Source organism: Confluentibacter citreus (assembly GCF_002807055.1).
Taxonomy (GTDB): Bacteria; Bacteroidota; Bacteroidia; order Flavobacteriales; family Flavobacteriaceae; genus Confluentibacter; species Confluentibacter citreus.
Genome location: NZ_NIXN01000001.1, coordinates 68283 through 86644 on the forward strand (window position 1 = coordinate 68283; position 18362 = coordinate 86644).

Consider the following 18362-nt stretch of genomic DNA (forward strand, 5'->3'; position numbering starts at 1 on the left):
CATGAAAATATAAACACAGATGCAAGTGGATTCTTTAAAATATTTTGAATAAAATTACTGAGTTAAATATTCAATTATTTTGTTTGATGCTCCCTTGTTTTTTTTAATATAATTTGAATTACTATAACCTGAAAGAAGACGTTTATTTGGATTTTCAATTAAGTGGGTTAAAATTGAGTTTAATTCATTTTGGTTAGAAATTGAAAAAACACCTGTATTCTCAATCATCTCTTTGGCCTCAGGAAATTTTGAGTGATTGTTACCTATAATAATAGGTATGCCAAAGACGGCCGGTTCTAAAATATTATGCAATCCTGTTGTACCTACTGCTCCGCCAACAAAAGCAATATCAGCATAGCTATAAATTTTTGAAAGAATCCCAATAGTGTCAACTACAAACACTTTTGCTGTTTTAAGTTCATCATGGCTCATTTCTGAAAACAAAACAACTCCAACCCTTAGGCTTTCTTTAATACTCTTTATTTGATTTGGCTTAATATTATGAGGGGCAATAATGAACTTTACATCTTTTGGACTTACATAATTTATATACTCAATAAGAAGAGCCTCGTCTTCTGGCCAAGTGCTTCCTGCAACAACACATAATTTGTCTTGCTTAAAGATTTCAATAAAATCTAAATTATTGTCTTGTTCTAACTGACTTGAAACTCTATCAAAACGCGTGTCACCAGAAACTGTAATATTATTATAGCCTATAGATTGTAATAATTTTTCAGAACTTTCTTTTTGGGTAAAAATATGCTCAAAAGCAAATAATGCTTCTCGCCTTGGTTTTCCGTAAAACTTAAAAAAAGATTGATTAGCTCTAAAGTTTGCCGAAATAAGAACAGCTCTTAATTTCCGCTTCTTTAATTCATTTAAAAAATTTGGCCAAATATCATATTTAACAAAAACGATTAATTCTGGATTTACTATTCCTAAAAACCTTTTGGCATTATTTTTTGTGTCTAATGGCAAATAAATTACAACGTCAGCAATAGGTGAATTTTTTCTTATTTCATAACCTGACGGAGAAAAAAAACTAAGTACAATTTTATGGTTTTTATAATACTCCCTAATAACTGTAAATACAGGAAGTCCTTGTTCGTATTCTCCTAAAGATGCACAGTGAAACCAAAGCGCTTTATCGGTGGCTTTTAGATTGTCTTGAAGGGTTGTAAATGTATTTTTACGACCAATAATGCCTTTCTTTATTTTTTCATTAAAAGGCGCTGCACATTTTAAGCCAAAATGCACAAGATGAATACCAATATTATAGATAAAACCCAATTTTTTTTCTTTGATGCTAAATTACATTTCTTTAAAATAAATTAATCAATTACGTGAATGAATTTTGTAATTTTGTATGTCACTAAATCAAATTTTAGGAGTTATTAAAATTGACCATGCCTAAATGGTCTGTAATTTTTTTAGATGAAGAAAATTCAAATGGTTGACCTGAAAGGTCAATACGCCCAAATTAAAGATGTTGTAAATAGTTCCATCCAAGAGGTTATTGAAACCACCACATTTATTAACGGCCCAAAAGTTCATGAATTTCAAAAAAATTTAGAACAGTATTTAAATGTTAAGCATGTTATTCCATGTGCCAATGGAACAGACGCTTTGCAAATTGCTATGATGGGCTTGGGATTGAAACCTGGTGATGAAGTTATTACTGCCGATTTTACTTTTGCCGCAACTGTTGAGGTTATTGCTTTATTGCAATTAACACCTGTTTTGGTAGATGTCAATGAAGATGATTTCAACATCAATATCGATGCTATAAAAAAAGCCATATCCCCAAAAACCAAGGCTATAGTTCCAGTGCATTTATTTGGACAATGTGCTAATATGGAAGCTATTATGGAGATTTCCAAAGCACACAACTTATATGTTATTGAGGATAACGCACAAGCCATTGGTGCTAATTATACTTATAAAAGTGGTAAAAAAGTAAAAGCTGGAACCATTGGACATGTAGGGGCAACCTCATTTTTCCCTTCAAAAAACCTGGGATGTTATGGTGATGGTGGTGCTATTTTTACCAATGATGACAATTTAGCGCATACCCTTAGAGGCATAGTAAATCATGGCATGTATGAACGCTATCATCATGATGTGGTTGGCGTTAACTCCCGTTTAGACAGCATTCAAGCTGCTGTATTGGATGCCAAACTACCATATTTAAATGATTATAATAAAGCTAGACAAAACGCTGCAAGAAAATATAATAACGCATTTGAAGGTATTGATGCCGTGGTTACTCCAAAAGTGACAATCGGCTGTTCTGCTATTTGCGATACTTGTGACTGCCATGTGTTTCACCAATATACACTTCAATTAAAAGGGATTGATAGAGATGCTTTAGTAAAGCACCTAAACGAAAAATCAATTCCTTGTGGAGTTTATTATCCCATTCCCCTTCACAATCAAAAGGCATATGCAGATTCTAGATATAATGAATCGGATTTTCCTGTGACAAATCGATTGGTTAAAGAAGTCATTTCATTGCCCATGCATACGGAATTAGATGATGAACAAATTGAATACATAACCTCAACAATTATAAATTTTATAAATGGATAAAATATTAGTCACGGGAGGATTAGGTTTTATAGGATCCCATACCGTTGTAGAATTGCAAAATGAAGGCTATGAAGTCGTTATCATTGATAATTTATCGAATTCTTCTATAAATGTTTTAGATGGCATAACATCCATAACAGGCAAGACCCCTTTTTTTGAAAAATTAGATTTAAAAGATAAAGAAGCCGTTGAAACTTTTTTTAAAAAACATAATGATGTAAAAGGTGTTATCCATTTTGCTGCCAGTAAAGCGGTTGGTGAAAGTGTTCAAGAACCTTTATTATATTATGAAAATAACATAGGGACATTGGTCTATATTCTGAAAGAATTAAAAAAATTGCCTTCAGCAAATTTTATATTTAGCTCTTCTTGTACGGTCTATGGACAAGCAGATGAATTACCTATTACCGAAAATGCTCCTGTAAAACTAGCAGAATCCCCATACGGAAATACCAAACAAATAGGCGAAGAAATTATTAAAGATACTTGCAAAATAGCGACAAACATAAAAGCGATTGCATTACGTTATTTTAATCCAATAGGGGCACATGAATCTGCTAAAATTGGGGAATTACCTATTGGTGTACCTCAAAATTTAGTGCCTTTTATTACACAAACCGCTATGGGAATCCGTGAACAACTGTCTGTTTTTGGAGATGATTACCCCACGCCCGATGGCACTTGTATCCGAGATTATATTCATGTTGTTGATTTGGCGAAAGCGCATGTTATTGCTTTAAAGCGCCTTTTAAAAAATCGCAATAAATCCAATTATGAAACTTTCAATTTGGGAACAGGAAAAGGAAGTTCCGTATTAGAAGTTATTAATTCATTTGAGAAAGTTTCTGGTAAAAAATTGAACTATAAAATTGTTGACAGACGAGAAGGGGATGTTATTTCAGCTTATGCTGACACAAAAAAGGCTAATAATGAATTAGGCTGGAAATCACAATTAACATTAGATGACGCTATGCGTTCTGCCTGGAAATGGGAACAAATAGTTAGAGGAAAATAACTCTCAATTTAAAATAAAAAAATACTGCTAGTAATTTAGCAGCATTTTTTTATTCAGTAACTTTTTTCTTTTTAAAACTTAGTAACACTAGGATAATCATCCCCGTAGTTACGGATAGATCTGCCATATTAAAAATGCCCGTTTTAAATACACCTCCTAAATCTATGAAGAAAAAATCGGTTACAGAGCCATAAACAATACGATCGAAAACATTGGCTATGCCACCTCCAATAATACTTGAAAAGGCGAAAAGTGAAAGATTGTCTAAGCTTTTGTCTTTTAGAATATAACGCAGAACAAATCCTAATACAATAATTGGTAAAATAAGTAAAAAGATGAGCCTGAGTGTGGGATTCAAATCACTTCCCATTCCCAAAAATGCTCCTGTATTTTCAACATTCATCATTATGAAAGCATCTCCAATTAATGATATGCGCTCACCTTGTTGTATGTCAGTTTGCGGCTCTATAGAAGCTCTTACGAGTGTTTTTGATATTTGATCGACGGCAATAGTCAATACAATTATCAATATAATGTAGATAGAACGTTTAGATAATTTCATTTATCTTTTATATTAAGATAACGTTGCCGAAGTAGTTTCAGCATCTCTATAAATCTTCTTTACTAAGCCCTGCAAAACGTTTCCTGGTCCCACTTCAGTAAATAAAGTAGCTCCATCGTAAATCATTTGTTGCACCGATTGGGTCCAACGTACTGGCGCTGTTAATTGTAAAATTAAATTTGCTTTGATGTCGTTTTCATTGATGACAGCTTGAGCTGTTACATTTTGATAAATTGGGCAGTTTGGTATATTAAACATTGTGTTTTCAATAGCCGCTGCTAATTCTTCCCTAGCTGGTTCCATTAATGGTGAATGAAAAGCACCACCAACAGGCAATACTAAAGCCCTTTTTGCCCCAGCCGCTTTTAAAGATTCACAAGCTCTGTTAACGGCATCAATGTCACCAGAAATTACCAATTGTCCGGGACAATTGTAATTGGCTGCTACCACAACTCCATCTGTTGAAGCACATATTTTTTCAACAATACTATCTTCCAAACCTAAAACAGCAGCCATAGTACTTGGTTGCATATCGCAAGCCTTTTGCATAGCCAAAGCACGTTGGGAAACCAACTTTAATCCATCTTCAAAATTCAATGTACCATTGGCAACCAAGGCCGAAAATTCACCAAGCGAATGCCCCGCCACCATATCTGGTTTAAAACCATCGCCTAATGTTTTTGCTAAAATAACCGAATGTAAAAATATAGCTGGTTGCGTTACTTTGGTCTCTTTTAAATCTTCGGCCGACCCTTCAAACATAACATCCGTAATTCTAAAACCAAGAATATCATTAGCTTGTTCGAATAATTTTTCTGCCAAAGGTGAATTTTTGTAAAGATCTAAGCCCATTCCTGAAAATTGTGCGCCTTGACCAGGGAATATATATGCGTTCATGTATTTATTTTTTAGTTGTGCAAAAATAAGAATTAATTATTATTAATGGTCTTAATTACTTTGGCAGGATTTCCTCCTATAACAACATTACTAGGAAAACTTTTAGTCACAACTGCTCCTGCTGCAACAACCGTATTATCACCTAAAGTAACTCCCGGACAAATAATAGCGCCACCTCCAATCCATACATTATTTCCAATGGTTATGGGCTTCGCATATTCTTTGCCGCTGTTCCTTAATTTATACTCTAGAGGATGCGTTGCCGTATAAATTTGCACATGTGGCGCAAACATGCAATTATCACCAATTGTTACTGTTGCAACGTCTAAAATGCAACAATTAAAATTCATAAATACATTGTTGCCTAGTTTAATATTACTCCCATAATCGCAATGAAACGGTGGTTCTACAAATAAGTTTTCTCCTGCTCCTTTAAAAATTTCATATAAGACCTTAGTACGTTCTTCCATGAATTCTTCACTCAAATTATTGAATTTATGAAACAACAAACGTACACGATGGCGTTCCTTTGCCAGTTCTGGATCAGACGGATTATACATCTCGCCTGCCAACATTTTTTGTTTTTCTGTCATATTATCAAATTTATAAACCTACAATGGCAGCTTCTGCACAACGTTCGCCATCCATAGCCGCCGATACAATACCTCCAGCGTAACCGCCACCTTCCCCGCAAGGAAATAAACCTTGTATTTGCGGATGTTCAAGCCTTTCATTTCTGGGTATACAAACAGGGGATGATGTTCTAGATTCTACACCAACAATATTAGCTTCAGCAGTATAATAACCTTTCATTTTTTGACCAAACGCTTGAAACCCCTTTCGCAAACTACTTCCAATTAATTTTGGCAATAAGGAATGTAAAGGTGCCGAGTTCAATCCGGGTTGGTAAGAGCTAGGATTTAAATCAATTGATAATTTACCTTCCACAAAATCCGTTAAGCGTTGTGCTGGTGCTACCTGACTTCTGCCTCCTGCGGTAAAAGCCATTCTCTCTAAATTCTTTTGATATTCTAAACCTTTTAACGCTCCGAAATGTTCATATTTATGCAAATCTCTATTCACATCAATTTCAACTACAATACCAGAGTTGGCGAACAAATTATTTCGTTTTGAAGGCGACATACCATTCACGACCACTTCACCATTAGCCGTTGCAGCAGGCACGATAAATCCACCTGGACACATGCAAAAAGAATACACACCACGGTCATTGACTTGCTGCACCAAACTATATGACGCCGCAGGCAAAAGTTCATGACGATGACCTTCACAATGATATTGAATAGTATCGATAATGTGTTGCGGATGTTCCACCCGCACCCCCATAGCAAATGATTTCGCTTCTAAAGCAATTTCTTTTTTATGAAGTAAATAAAAGATATCCCTAGCCGAATGTCCTGTTGCCAAAATAACGCGGTTCACAGGTATTTCTTCGCCATTTAGCAATTGAATGGCTTGTAGCTTGTTGTTTTTTATAATGAAATCGGTAACACGGGTTTCAAAATGAATCTCCCCACCGTATTTTAAAATTGTTTCCCTAATATTCTGCACGACTTTGGGAAGTTTATTGGTGCCAATATGTGGATGTGCATCGACCAAAATTTGATCCGTAGCACCATGAAATACTAGATTTTCAAAAATGCGGCGTACATCACCACGCTTTAAACTTCTGGTGTATAATTTACCATCACTATACGTACCCGCACCTCCTTCTCCAAAGCAATAATTAGAATCTTCATTTACAAAATGGTCTTGATTGATGGCTCTTAAATCCCGACGACGGTCTTGTACATTTTTGCCACGCTCTAAAACAATGGGTTTAAACCCTAGTTCAATACAACGTAAAGCAGCATACATACCTGCGGGACCAAAGCCGATGATATGAATGAATTTTGCTTTTGAAACATCTTTATAATCAAATTTATAATCAGATGTTTTGGGCAACATTTCCCTAATATATACAGCTACTTTATAATTAAAAATTATTTTAGCTTTACGTGCATCAATAGATTTACGAAGCACTTTCACGCCTGTAATATCTTCTTTGTCTATATTTAAAGCTTGAGCCGATTTTATTACTAAAATATCGCTGCGTTCTTCTTCTTTAAGTGTTACACGAAGCTGAAGTTCTTCTATCATAACGCAAAATTACTGAAATTTGGGACATGCGATTAAAAGAATCATTTGATTTTATATTTAACAAAATCTATTTAATTTAATTAACATGTTTAAACAAAAGCTGTATACACATACCTCTATTACTGTAGGTAGAATCAAAACTTTAACAATCCACGAAATCCTCTAGCGGCATAATAAGATTCCGCACCATTATGGTATATAAAAACAGTCCCGTAACGGTAATCTCCAAAAATGGCGCCACCTAGCTTTCTAATGTTATCTGGTGTTTTTAACCAACTGGATGTTTTAGTATCGAAATTTCCAAGCCTTTGTAATGCTCTGTATTGTTCTTCATTTAAAAGTTCAATGCCCATAGCTGTTACCATATTAATAGCGCTATCTGCTGGTTTGTATTCTTTTCTTTTTTCTAGGGCTTCACGGTCGTAACATAAACTTCTGCGACCTGTAGGGCTTTCTGGTGAGCAATCATAAAAAACATATTCGCCTGTTTTGTTATCAAAATCAACGACATCAGGTTCTCCCCCTGTTCTTTCCATCTCGTTGAGCGACCATAGTTTTTCAGGATTAGCTTCTAACTTTCCTTGAACTTTAGTCCAATCAATATCACTATGGCGACTCTTGCTTTTCTCAAAACGTGCTTTTAATATTTTTATAAGCTCTTCAGCTTCTTGTGACAATAACTCTTTTTTAGTTCCCAATGTTATAAGATTTATTGAACTAAATTAGTTGAATTATTTTATAAAATCAAGAAATTTTCACCTTCTAATATAAGTAATAAACGAAAAGTCATGCTCATTATTTTCATCTTTTTTGTGAAATGACTTGGCTATTTCTTTCCAAAACGTTGTATCTATTTCTGGGAAAAACGTATCGGCTTCGAAGGTTTCGTGCACTCTGGTTATTTCAATTTTATCGGCAATAGCGATTGCTTGTTTATAAATTTCGCCACCACCAATCACAAATGGTTGTGAATCATTTTTTGAAATAGCTAAGGCTTCTTTCAAAGAATTGACTACAATAACACCGTCTGGAACCTGATAATTTTCCTGTCTTGTAATTACAATATGTATTCTATTTGGTAATGGTTTTGGAAAACTTTCAAAGGTCTTCCTGCCCATAATGATATGATGGTCGTTAGTAAGAGATTTAAACCGCTTTAAATCGTCACTTAAATACCAAATGAGCTTATTGTCCTTACCAATAGCATTGTTTTCGCCAGCGGCAACAATGAGGGTTAGTTCAGACTTTTTTTTTTCTAACCCTTCTCGGCTACCTTCCTGTTCCAATTTTTGCCCTAATTCCCCTACTCGCTCTTTTTGCTTAGAAACTAATTTTTGTAATTGTTCTTCTTCCCATGCTTTACCCATAAATTTATGGGTGATAAATACATTAAATAAATGATATATAAATAAAAATAACCAAATTAAAATGGCAAATACAAACCAATCTTTTCCAAATAAAGTCACGCCCTCCCCAACACCGATGAGGACATTTGCAATAATTAAAAACACGGCTCCAATTAAAAAAATAACAAAATGAATGTATAGTCTTTTCTTTTGCTTTATTCTTTTCTGTGCATTTTTCAGCAGTTCTAATTGGTCTTTATCTATCTGCGGTGTTATTCTGCTTTTTCCAAACATATTGTAATAATTATATTATGTAAAATTAATGCTTTTTAATGAGAACCCATCAATAACAACCATGTTATCTTAAAAATTAAGATTATGTTAAAACATTTAAAATCAGATAAAAACAAAATTTATGACACTGACAATTCTACAATTTAATCATTACTTTTTTACTCAGTTAAGATTATAAAGAACTCATATTAACAAATTGATAATTCTTTATTGCCAAACAAATTAATGTTTAATGCTTACCGAATTGTTTCCTAAATTTGCAATAACAACACAACACAAAATAATTATGGCTATTACAAAACAATACCTTAAAAGCAAACCCATTTGCAAAGTAACTTTTTCAATACTTGCCGAAGATGCTAAAAAAGTTGGACTCGCAGGCAGTTTTAATAAATGGAAAGCTACGCCCCTAAAAAAATTGAAAAACGGAACTTTTAAAGGAACCGTTGATTTAGATACCGAGAATTCTTATGAATTTAAATACATTGTTGACGGCACTTATGTAAACGATGATGCTGCCGATGATTATGTATGGAATGATTTTGCCGCTGCTACTAATAGCGTTGTAAATGTTTAGTTGAATCCGAAAAATTAAACAAAAAAGTGCTTTCATATGAAAGCACTTTTTTTATACTGCCACAGTTCCTTTTATATGTGGATGCGGATTGTAATCCACCAAAGTAAAGTCTTCAAATTTAAAATCAAAAATATCTTTAATCTCTGGATTTAATATCATTTTTGGTAAGGGTCTTAACTCTCTGGAAAGTTGTAATTCCAATTGCTCATAATGGTTGCTATAAATATGTGCATCGCCAAATGTATGGATAAATTCACCTGCTTGGTATCCACAAACCTGAGCCATCATCATGGTAAATAATGCATAAGAAGCAATATTAAAAGGGACTCCTAAAAATATATCGGCACTCCGTTGATACAATTGGCATGACAGCTTTCCATCGGCAACATAAAACTGAAAAAAAGCATGGCAAGGTGGTAACGCTGCTTTGCCATTTGCCACATTTTCGCTGAATGATTTAGACGTATCTGGCAATACCGAAGGATTCCATGCAGATACCAACATACGTCTGCTATTTGGGTTATTTTTCAAGGTTTCTACAACCTCTTTAATCTGGTCAATCTCATCACTGTTCCAGTTGCGCCATTGATGACCGTAAACAGGGCCTAAATCACCGTTTTGGTCAGCCCATTCATTCCAAATACGAACACCATTTTCGGTTAAATAATTAATATTGGTATCACCCTTCAAAAACCAAAGTAATTCGTATACAATGGATTTTAAATGCAGCTTTTTGGTAGTAACCATTGGGAAACCTTCACTTAAATCAAATCGCATTTGGTAACCGAAAACACTTTTTGTACCAGTACCTGTACGGTCCGCTTTTTCGTTTCCATTTTCTAAAACATGCTTTACTAGGTCGTGATATTGCTTCATATTATATTCCAGCGAAAGCCGGAATCTCTTTAAATTGAACTAAAATTTTATGAAGTTAAAAATAAAAAAAGGATTAGAAAATTTTCCCCAATGTTTCAAAACATATAAAAAAGTTATCAACTAAGATTGATAAGATTCCTGCCTCCACGGGAATTAGACTATCCAATAATCATTCCTGCAATGGTCGCAGAAATTAAAGAAGCAATAGTACCTCCAAGTAGAGCTCTCATACCAAATTCCGATAAGGTTTTACGTTGTCCTGGGGCAAGCGAACCAATACCTCCTATTTGGATGCCTATGGATGCAAAATTGGCGAAACCACATAACATATAAGTAGCAATAATTATAGATTTCTCGAATTTTAGGTGTGTAACGCTCGCTACATTTTTAAGTTCCGCTAATTGAATATATCCAACAAATTCGCTTGCTGCTAGCTTAATACCTAATAGTTGTCCCATTAGCGCCATATCTTCCTTCGCAACACCAATAATCCACATAAGCGGTGCAAAAATATACCCCAAAATTAGCTCAAGTGAAAGGCTTTTATAAACGGTATTATTTAAAACCCAATCGTTGATATTGGTAACATCACCAATCCAACCTAATATACCATTCATCATGGCTATAAAAGCCACAAAAACCAAAAGCATCCCACCAACATTGACTGCTAATTTTAAACCTTCGGTAGTTCCATTGGCTATAGCATCTAAAAAATTAGTCCCAATGACTTCTTGCGAAACACTCACATCGTTATTAACTTCTTCGGTTTGCGGATATAATATTTTTGAAATGACAATGGCTCCCGGAGCTGCCATAACTGAAGCAGCTAACAAATGTTTTGCATAAAACAATCTCAATGCTGTGTCTTCACCTCCCAAAAAACCAATATAAGCAGCCAATACAGCTCCAGCTACTGTTGCCATACCACCAATCATAACCAAAAGCATTTCAGACTTATTCATTTTTTCCAAGTATGCCTTAATCAGTAATGGCGCTTCGGTTTGTCCTAAAAAAATATTCCCTGCGACACTTAAACTTTCGGCCCCTGAAACTTTTAAAAATTTTGACAGCAGCCATGCCATCGCTTTCACTACTTTTTGTATAACACCCAAGTAAAAAAGGACGGATGTTAGTGCTGAAAAAAATATGATTGTTGGTAATACTTGAAATGCAAAAATGTATCCAAATTTTTCCTGATCTACGACCAAACCTTCAAATAAAAATTGGCTTCCTGCTTTTGTAAATTCTAAAACATTTACAAATAGACCGCCAACAAATTCGAATATGGTTTTAATAAATTCGACCTTTAGAACGCCAACGGCAATAAGTAATTGAAATCCCAGGCCTAAACCTACAATCTTCCAATCTATGGCCTTTCTGTTCTTACTGAATAAAAACGCTATAAATATTAAAAACCCCATCCCTAGAATACCACGCCATAAACTCTCTATTGAAAAACCTTGGCTTGGTATGATGTTATTTATTTCTAAAGATTGTGAAGTGATTTGTGAATTTTTATTTTGAAGTAATGCTGAATTCGCAGAATCTGAACTGATTAATGTTAATTGTGATTTGTCTTGTACTTGCTCAATGCCTGGAGCATCTTTTATGTCTGGTTCTTGTGCTACTAGTGTTATTACACTGAATAAAATAACAAAAACAGACAAAAAAATATGCTTCATATGTTTTGAGTATTATCGCTTGGAAATTTCATCCCTTATATGGGCTGCTTTTTCGTAATCTTCATTACCTACAGCCTCATCCAATAGATTATGGAGTTCTTCTAATGTTTTTGTTGAATAATTTTCTTTTGGTGTACTTGATTCAAGATTACTATCTAACAATTCATCCATTAGAATACTATTCTCATTTTCATCCTCCTTTTGTTTTTTCGACTCCACTTTTAAATATATTCCTGCCTTATCTAATATGTTTTTATACGTGAAAATGGGTGCCTCAAAACGAAGCGCAAGAGCAATGGCATCACTGGTTCTAGCATCAATGATTTCTTCAATTTTATCGCGTTCGCATATTAAGCTGGAATAAAATACACCATCAACCAATTTATGGATAATGACTTGTTTAATGACAATATCAAACCTATCCGCAAAATTTTTGAACAAATCGTGAGTTAAAGGTCTTGGTGGTTTTATTTCCTTTTCTAAGGCAATGGCTATGGATTGAGCTTCAAATGCTCCAATAACAATAGGAAGTTTGCGGTCTCCATCAACTTCATTCAATATTAATGCATACGCACCATTTTGGGTTTGACTATAAGATATCCCTTTTATATTTAATCTGACTAGACTCATAATTTATAAAAACGCAAAGAACTGTTTAAATTAGGACTTTACCAAACTGCCTAATGCAGATTTATCTATAAAAACCGAATTTAACAGCCTTTTTTTGCTAATACAATTTATAAAAAATAATTTATTGTTGTGCTTTAAATGCCTTTAATTTTTCTATAAGTTGCGGAACCACTACAAAAGCATCTCCAACCACTCCGTAGTCGGCCGCTTTAAAGAAAGGCGCTTCAGGATCTGAATTGATAACCACCTTAACCTTTGAGGCATTAATTCCAGCTAAATGCTGAATGGCCCCAGAAATACCGATAGCTATGTATAAATTTGCAGCAACAGGCTTTCCTGTTTGCCCAACGTGCTCACCGTGTGGTCTCCAACCTAAATCGGAAACCGGTTTGGAACATGCTGTGGCAGCACCTAAAACGGAAGCCAGTTCTTCAATCATGCCCCAATTTTCGGGTCCTTTTAAACCTCTTCCAGCCGAAACAACAATCTCAGCATCGGCTATACTTACTTTCCCAGCTACTTTATCAACCGATTCTATTTTCATCCCTGATTCTGCAAGCACAGGAGAAAATGTTTCGGCGGTAGCACTCCCTGAAGATTCTACTAAACCAAACGAATTATTAGACACTCCAACTATTTTTACATCGGTTGTTATCTGTACAAATTCAAAAGCTTTATTTGTAAATGCTGTGCGTTTAACAGTAAATGGGGACACATTTGAAGGTACCTCAATAACATTAGATGCAAAACCAGCATTAAGCTCCACTGCCAATAAGGGCGCTAAATACTTGCTATTGGCACTTGAGCCAATAATAACCACTTTGGTGCTTTCTTTTTCGGCAGCTTGTTTTATGATATTTGCATATATTTTAGCATTAAAATTATCCAACTGCGAGTTGGCTACATTTAATACTTTATCTACGCCATACATTGCCAATTGAGATGTATCACTAACATTCATTGCTATGGCTGTAACCGTTGTTCCCAATTGATTGGCAACTGCTTTGGCATAAGAAGCAACCTCAAAAGCTACTTTTTTAAATTTTCCTTGTTCTGATTCTGTATATACTAAAACTGACATAATTATTCTTTTTTGTCACCCTGAACTAGTTCAGGATCTCATTATTTTTTCTTTAAGTTGTTAAATCACTTTGGCTTCAATATGAAGTAAGTTTACTAACTCATCTAAATTATCCAGAGACACTAATTTTACAGCACCTTTTGGGGCCGGTTTCTCAAATTTAGTAGATATTGTTTCTGCATTAGTAGCAACGGGTTCTACAACCGTCAATGCTTTTTGACGGGCCATCATAATACCTCTCATGTTTGGTATACGTAGATCACTTTCTTCAACCAAGCCTTTTTGTCCGCCAATAACCAATGGTAACGATGTGGAAAGCGTTTCTTTACCACCATCAATTTCCCTAATAGCTTTCACTGAATTACCTTCAACCTCTAAACCAATACAATTGTTGATAAAATTAGCGTTTGTTAAACCTGCAATCATACCTGGCACCATCCCACCATTATAATCAATAGACTCACGACCTGCAATAACCAAATCGTAACCACCATCTTTTACCACATTTGCCAATTGTTTTGCTACCGAAAAACCATCCGTAGGGACTGTATTTACTCTTATAGCAGCATCTGCTCCTATCGCTAAAGCTTTACGAAGTGTTGGTTCAGTTTCTAGCCCACCAACATTAACAACAGTGACCGTTGCGCCTTGTTTTTCCTTAAACCACATAGCGCGGGTTAAGCCAAACTCATCATTTGGGTTAATTACAAATTGAACTCCATTAGCATCAAACTTGCTATTGTCATTAGCAAAATTAATTTTTGAAGTGGTATCCGGTACATGACTAATGCATACTAGTATTTTCATTTTCAATAATTTAAACATATTTATATTTCTTCTGTATTCTGGGCTATAAATAGCATATAATAGTATCTATAACCAAATACAAAAAGGCTAAAATCGGTAACGTTTTCATTGATTTTAAAGCTACGAAGTTAATTATTTTATTCTAAATAATTATTATGCACGCATAATAAATTTAAATAATTCTTTTAAGAATAGTACACCTTTTATTCCTATTTTTGCAATTGAATTTACACAAGGTATTCAAGATAAGTATTAAGAAATTCCTGTATTGGGGAAGATAAAATAAGCGAATGAAGACAATTCAATTTAGAGAAGCTATTTGCGAAGCGATGAGCGAAGAAATGCGCAGAGATGAAAGCATTTATTTAATGGGTGAAGAAGTTGCAGAATATAATGGCGCCTACAAAGCATCAAAAGGTATGCTTGACGAATTTGGAGCAAAACGAGTGATTGATACACCCATAGCAGAACTTGGTTTTGCTGGTATTGCAATTGGCTCTACCATGACAGGTTGCCGTCCTATTGTTGAGTATATGACGTTCAACTTTTCTCTCGTTGGAATTGATCAAATTATAAACAATGCTGCCAAAATAAGACAAATGTCTGGTGGTCAATTTAAATGTCCTATTGTATTTCGTGGGCCAACAGCATCTGCTGGTCAATTAGGTGCTACGCACTCACAAGCCTTTGAAAGTTGGTTTGCCAATACACCAGGATTAAAAGTGGTAGTTCCATCAAATCCTTATGATGCCAAAGGACTTTTAAAAGCGGCTATTCGTGACGATGACCCGGTTATTTTTATGGAAAGTGAGCAAATGTATGGTGATAAAGGCGAAGTTCCTGAAGGCGAATATGTTATTCCATTAGGAGTAGCGGACATTAAACGTGAAGGTACGGATGTAACCATTGTCTCTTTTGGTAAAATTATAAAAGAAGCTTACATAGCTGCCGACGAATTAGCTAAAGAAGGTATTTCTTGTGAAATTATAGATTTACGCACTGTAAGACCTCTAGATAAAGAAGCTATTTTGAAATCAGTTAAAAAAACAAATCGTCTAGTCGTTTTAGAAGAAGCATGGCCTTTTGGTAATGTAGCTACTGAAATTACTTATATCGTTCAATCTGAGGCATTTGATTATCTAGATGCTCCAGTTGTAAAAATTAATACTGCTGATACTCCAGCTCCATACTCACCTGTTCTGTTAGCAGAATGGTTGCCAAATAGCAAAGAGGTGATTAAAGCGGTAAAAAAAGTTTTATATAAATAAATTAAAGCATTTTACGTTATATAAACTTCATTAGCACACTTGTTGATGAAGTTTTTTTGTATATATGAAGTTAAAACTAACTGTTGCCCTATTTTTATTTGGAATTCTATCCCTACTTGCTCAAACTAAAGTAAGCGGCTATGTTTTTGACGAATACAACCAATCTGTTCCGTTTGCCAATATCTTGTTTAAAGGTTCTTCCCAAGGAACCATTACAGATGAAAACGGAAAATTTTATTTAGAATCTGCCCAAACTTGGAATACTTTAATTGTTTCTTTTATGGGTTACCAAACCCTTGAAATTGCTTTAGATAAAAAAGTGAATTTCGATTTAAAATTCACACTAAAGGAAGAAGCCTCTCAATTAGAACAAGTATTTATCACCACTGGTAAACAATCCAAGAAAAACAATCCTGCTATAGATATTCTTAGAAAAATATGGGAGCATGAGCGGAAAAATGGTTTACAAAAATTCAATCAGTATGAGTATAGCAAATACGAAAAAGTAGAATTTGACATCAATACCATTGATAGCTCGCTCATGAAAAGCAAGCTCTTTAAAGGGATGGAATTTGTTTTTGATCAAGTAGACACCTCCAGTGTTACCGGAAAAACATACCTACCTATGTTTATCAACGAAGCCGTTTCGCAAGTGTATGGCGACAATCTTATCAACAAGAAAAAAGAAGTCTTAAAAGGGAATAAAAACTCTGGCTTTAGTGATAATCAAACTATTATTGACTTTGTTGGTGAATTATATCCCGATTTTAATATCTATGATAATTATCTGCAGTTTTTTGATAAAGGTTTTGTAAGTCCATTGTCTAAAACGGGCATTAATACTTATAATTATGTATTAGCAGATAGCTCATTTATAGATAATAAATGGTGCTATAATATTATTTATTATCCCAGGCGAAAAAATGAATTGACTTTTAAAGGTAATTTTTGGGTGGCCGATACCACATATGCCATTAAAGAAATTAATCTTCAAGCATCAAAAAGCGCCAATATTAATTGGGTAAAAGATATTTATATCGAACAAGAATTTGAAGTATTGAACGATTCCGTTTTTCTCATAAAACGAGATTATATGATGTCTGATTTTGCTTTTAACAAAAAAGAAACTTCGCATGGTATTTATGGTAAACGCACCACATTGTATGATAATTATGTGTTCGATAACGTAATTGATAAAAAGTTCTACGACGAAGATGTTTATAACTATAATGAAGATGTTTACGACAGGGATGATGATTTTTGGACTGAAAATCGCTTAGAAGCTTTAAATAATGACGAGAAGGGTGTTTATAAAATGTTAGATACCTTAAAAACAGTCAAAAAATTTAAACGCCTGTATAATTTGGGCAGTATTCTAGCTTCTGGCTATATTGAGTTCAATTCGTTGCCACTTGATTATGGCCCTATATTTTCAACTTTCGGATTCAATGAAGTAGAAGGATTACGTTTACGGACTGGTGGACGAACCTATTTTGGAAGAAACGATTTATGGCGAGTGGAAGGGTTTTTAGCCTACGGATTTAAAGACGATAAATTTAAGTACGGTATTTCTGGTAAATGGCTTTTAGATAAAAAAAGCCGGTTCATTATTTCTGGAGGAAATAGGCGTGATGTTGAACAAATTGGGGCTAGCTTAACAACCTCTACGGACGTATTGGGACGTAGTTTTGCTTCCTCTGCAGTAGTAGGGACGGGAGCTAATGATAAATTAACATCTATAAATCTGACTAGTTTAGCTATTGAGCTTGAGCCTTGGCGTAATTTTATAATGAGATTGGGCGGGAATTACAGAACATTACAATCAGCTTCACCAACTTTTAGTTTGGATTACAACACACCAAACGGTATTGAGTCTGAAATAAAACAGTTTGAATCCTCTGTCTCTGTTTCTTATTTTCCAGGTAGAAAAATGACAGGTTTTGGAGTAGAACGTAAAATTGCCAATGATAACTTCGCCAGCCTTTTTGCTCAAGTAAGTCGGGGTGATAAAGGTGTGTTAGATAGTGATTTCGACTATACTAAAGTTCAGTTTTCTTATATTCAACCTTGGCAAGTTGGAGGTTATGGCAGATTAACAACTACCTTAGAAGCTGGTAAAACCTTTGGCGAAGTTCCTTTAGGATTGTTAAGCATCATACCAGGCAATCAATCGTATTTCTCAATTTATAATACTTTTCCCCAATTAGATTTTTATGAGTTTGTTTCAGACACGTATACGTCATTTCATTTAGAGCATAATTTCAATGGCCGGATCTTTTCAAGAATTCCCTTTTTAAGAAAATATAATCTTAGGGAGATTGTAAGTTTACGCGGTGTTTGGGGAGACATTTCAGATGCAAATGTGGCATTAAGCACAACAAGCAACCCAAACAGTATTCCATTAATAGCTCCTAATGATAAAGTGTATTATGAGTATAGCTTCGGGATTGGAAATATTTTTAAAGTCTTTAGAATTGACTTTAATTTTAGAGGTAACTATCTAGAAAATGAAAATGCCCGAAAATTTGGAATTACGGGCACTTTCGGATTTTATTTTTAACATTGCTTAAAAGCAATA

Annotated in this window: 17 protein-coding genes; 5 read left to right on the forward strand and 12 right to left on the reverse strand. The window is 34.5% G+C overall.

Features of this window, described 5'->3' with window-relative positions; translation table 11 throughout:
- Window positions 1–54 precede the first annotated feature (54 nt).
- Complete coding sequence (locus tag CDH49_RS00250) at window positions 55–1290, reverse strand: 3-deoxy-D-manno-octulosonic acid transferase (protein WP_100613325.1); 1236 nt, start codon at window positions 1288–1290, stop codon at window positions 55–57.
- Window positions 1291–1434: 144 nt separating this feature from the next.
- On the opposite strand from CDH49_RS00250, the gene CDH49_RS00255 reads away from it, so the two are divergent.
- The gene (locus CDH49_RS00255) at window positions 1435–2589 is read left to right on the forward strand and encodes a DegT/DnrJ/EryC1/StrS family aminotransferase (RefSeq protein WP_100613326.1); all 1155 of its coding nucleotides are present in this window, start codon (window positions 1435–1437) and stop codon (window positions 2587–2589) included.
- Window positions 2582–3604: a UDP-glucose 4-epimerase GalE gene (gene galE, locus CDH49_RS00260; protein ID WP_100613327.1), complete on the forward strand. Its 1023-nt coding sequence runs from the start codon at window positions 2582–2584 to the stop codon at window positions 3602–3604. The genes CDH49_RS00255 and galE overlap by 8 nt, the downstream gene beginning before the upstream one ends.
- A gap of 49 nt (window positions 3605–3653) precedes the next feature.
- Here the strand turns inward: galE and lspA are convergent, their stop codons facing one another.
- The 6 genes from lspA to CDH49_RS00290 all read right to left on the reverse strand — a co-directional run bounded on the left by lspA (window position 3654) and on the right by CDH49_RS00290 (window position 8863).
- A complete protein-coding gene (gene lspA, locus CDH49_RS00265) occupies window positions 3654–4166 on the reverse strand; it encodes a signal peptidase II (protein ID WP_100613328.1) in 513 nt (170 codons plus the stop codon).
- Between the two features lie 12 nt (window positions 4167–4178).
- Window positions 4179–5063: an ACP S-malonyltransferase gene (gene fabD, locus CDH49_RS00270; RefSeq protein WP_100613329.1), complete on the reverse strand. Its 885-nt coding sequence runs from the start codon at window positions 5061–5063 to the stop codon at window positions 4179–4181.
- Between the two features lie 32 nt (window positions 5064–5095).
- On the reverse strand, window positions 5096–5656 hold the full coding sequence (locus tag CDH49_RS00275) for a sugar O-acetyltransferase (RefSeq protein WP_100613330.1): 561 nt from the start codon (window positions 5654–5656) through the stop codon (window positions 5096–5098).
- 10 nt (window positions 5657–5666) lie between these two features.
- Complete coding sequence (locus CDH49_RS00280; RefSeq protein ID WP_100613331.1) at window positions 5667–7223, reverse strand: NAD(P)/FAD-dependent oxidoreductase; 1557 nt, start codon at window positions 7221–7223, stop codon at window positions 5667–5669.
- Window positions 7224–7357: 134 nt separating this feature from the next.
- Window positions 7358–7921, reverse strand: coding sequence for a DUF4256 domain-containing protein (locus tag CDH49_RS00285; protein WP_100613332.1), 564 nt, complete (start codon window positions 7919–7921; stop codon window positions 7358–7360).
- A 57-nt stretch (window positions 7922–7978) separates the two neighbouring features.
- Window positions 7979–8863, reverse strand: coding sequence for a dihydrofolate reductase (locus CDH49_RS00290; RefSeq protein ID WP_100613333.1), 885 nt, complete (start codon window positions 8861–8863; stop codon window positions 7979–7981).
- 286 nt (window positions 8864–9149) lie between these two features.
- Here CDH49_RS00290 and CDH49_RS00295 point away from each other — a divergent pair, with 286 nt between their 5' ends.
- Window positions 9150–9440, forward strand: coding sequence for an isoamylase early set domain-containing protein (locus tag CDH49_RS00295; RefSeq protein ID WP_100614419.1), 291 nt, complete (start codon window positions 9150–9152; stop codon window positions 9438–9440).
- 51 nt (window positions 9441–9491) lie between these two features.
- Here the strand turns inward: CDH49_RS00295 and CDH49_RS00300 are convergent, their stop codons facing one another.
- From CDH49_RS00300 to CDH49_RS00320, 5 genes are all read right to left on the reverse strand, one after another.
- Window positions 9492–10316, reverse strand: coding sequence for a thymidylate synthase (locus tag CDH49_RS00300; RefSeq protein ID WP_100613334.1), 825 nt, complete (start codon window positions 10314–10316; stop codon window positions 9492–9494).
- 158 nt (window positions 10317–10474) lie between these two features.
- Entirely contained in the window at window positions 10475–11998 is a 1524-nt protein-coding gene (locus CDH49_RS00305; protein ID WP_193434704.1) for a NupC/NupG family nucleoside CNT transporter, read from the reverse strand.
- A gap of 12 nt (window positions 11999–12010) precedes the next feature.
- The gene (locus CDH49_RS00310; protein WP_100613335.1) at window positions 12011–12628 is read right to left on the reverse strand and encodes a bifunctional nuclease family protein; all 618 of its coding nucleotides are present in this window, start codon (window positions 12626–12628) and stop codon (window positions 12011–12013) included.
- 121 nt (window positions 12629–12749) lie between these two features.
- Complete coding sequence (locus tag CDH49_RS00315; protein WP_100613336.1) at window positions 12750–13709, reverse strand: electron transfer flavoprotein subunit alpha/FixB family protein; 960 nt, start codon at window positions 13707–13709, stop codon at window positions 12750–12752.
- Between the two features lie 60 nt (window positions 13710–13769).
- Window positions 13770–14516 (reverse strand): electron transfer flavoprotein subunit beta/FixA family protein, encoded by a 747-nt coding sequence (locus tag CDH49_RS00320; RefSeq protein ID WP_100614421.1) that lies wholly within the window; start codon window positions 14514–14516, stop codon window positions 13770–13772.
- A 290-nt stretch (window positions 14517–14806) separates the two neighbouring features.
- Between CDH49_RS00320 and CDH49_RS00325 the strand changes: the two genes are divergently transcribed.
- Entirely contained in the window at window positions 14807–15784 is a 978-nt protein-coding gene (locus CDH49_RS00325; RefSeq protein ID WP_100613337.1) for a pyruvate dehydrogenase complex E1 component subunit beta, read from the forward strand.
- Between the two features lie 64 nt (window positions 15785–15848).
- Window positions 15849–18344: a DUF5686 and carboxypeptidase-like regulatory domain-containing protein gene (locus CDH49_RS00330; RefSeq protein WP_100613338.1), complete on the forward strand. Its 2496-nt coding sequence runs from the start codon at window positions 15849–15851 to the stop codon at window positions 18342–18344.
- Window positions 18345–18362 lie beyond the last annotated feature (18 nt).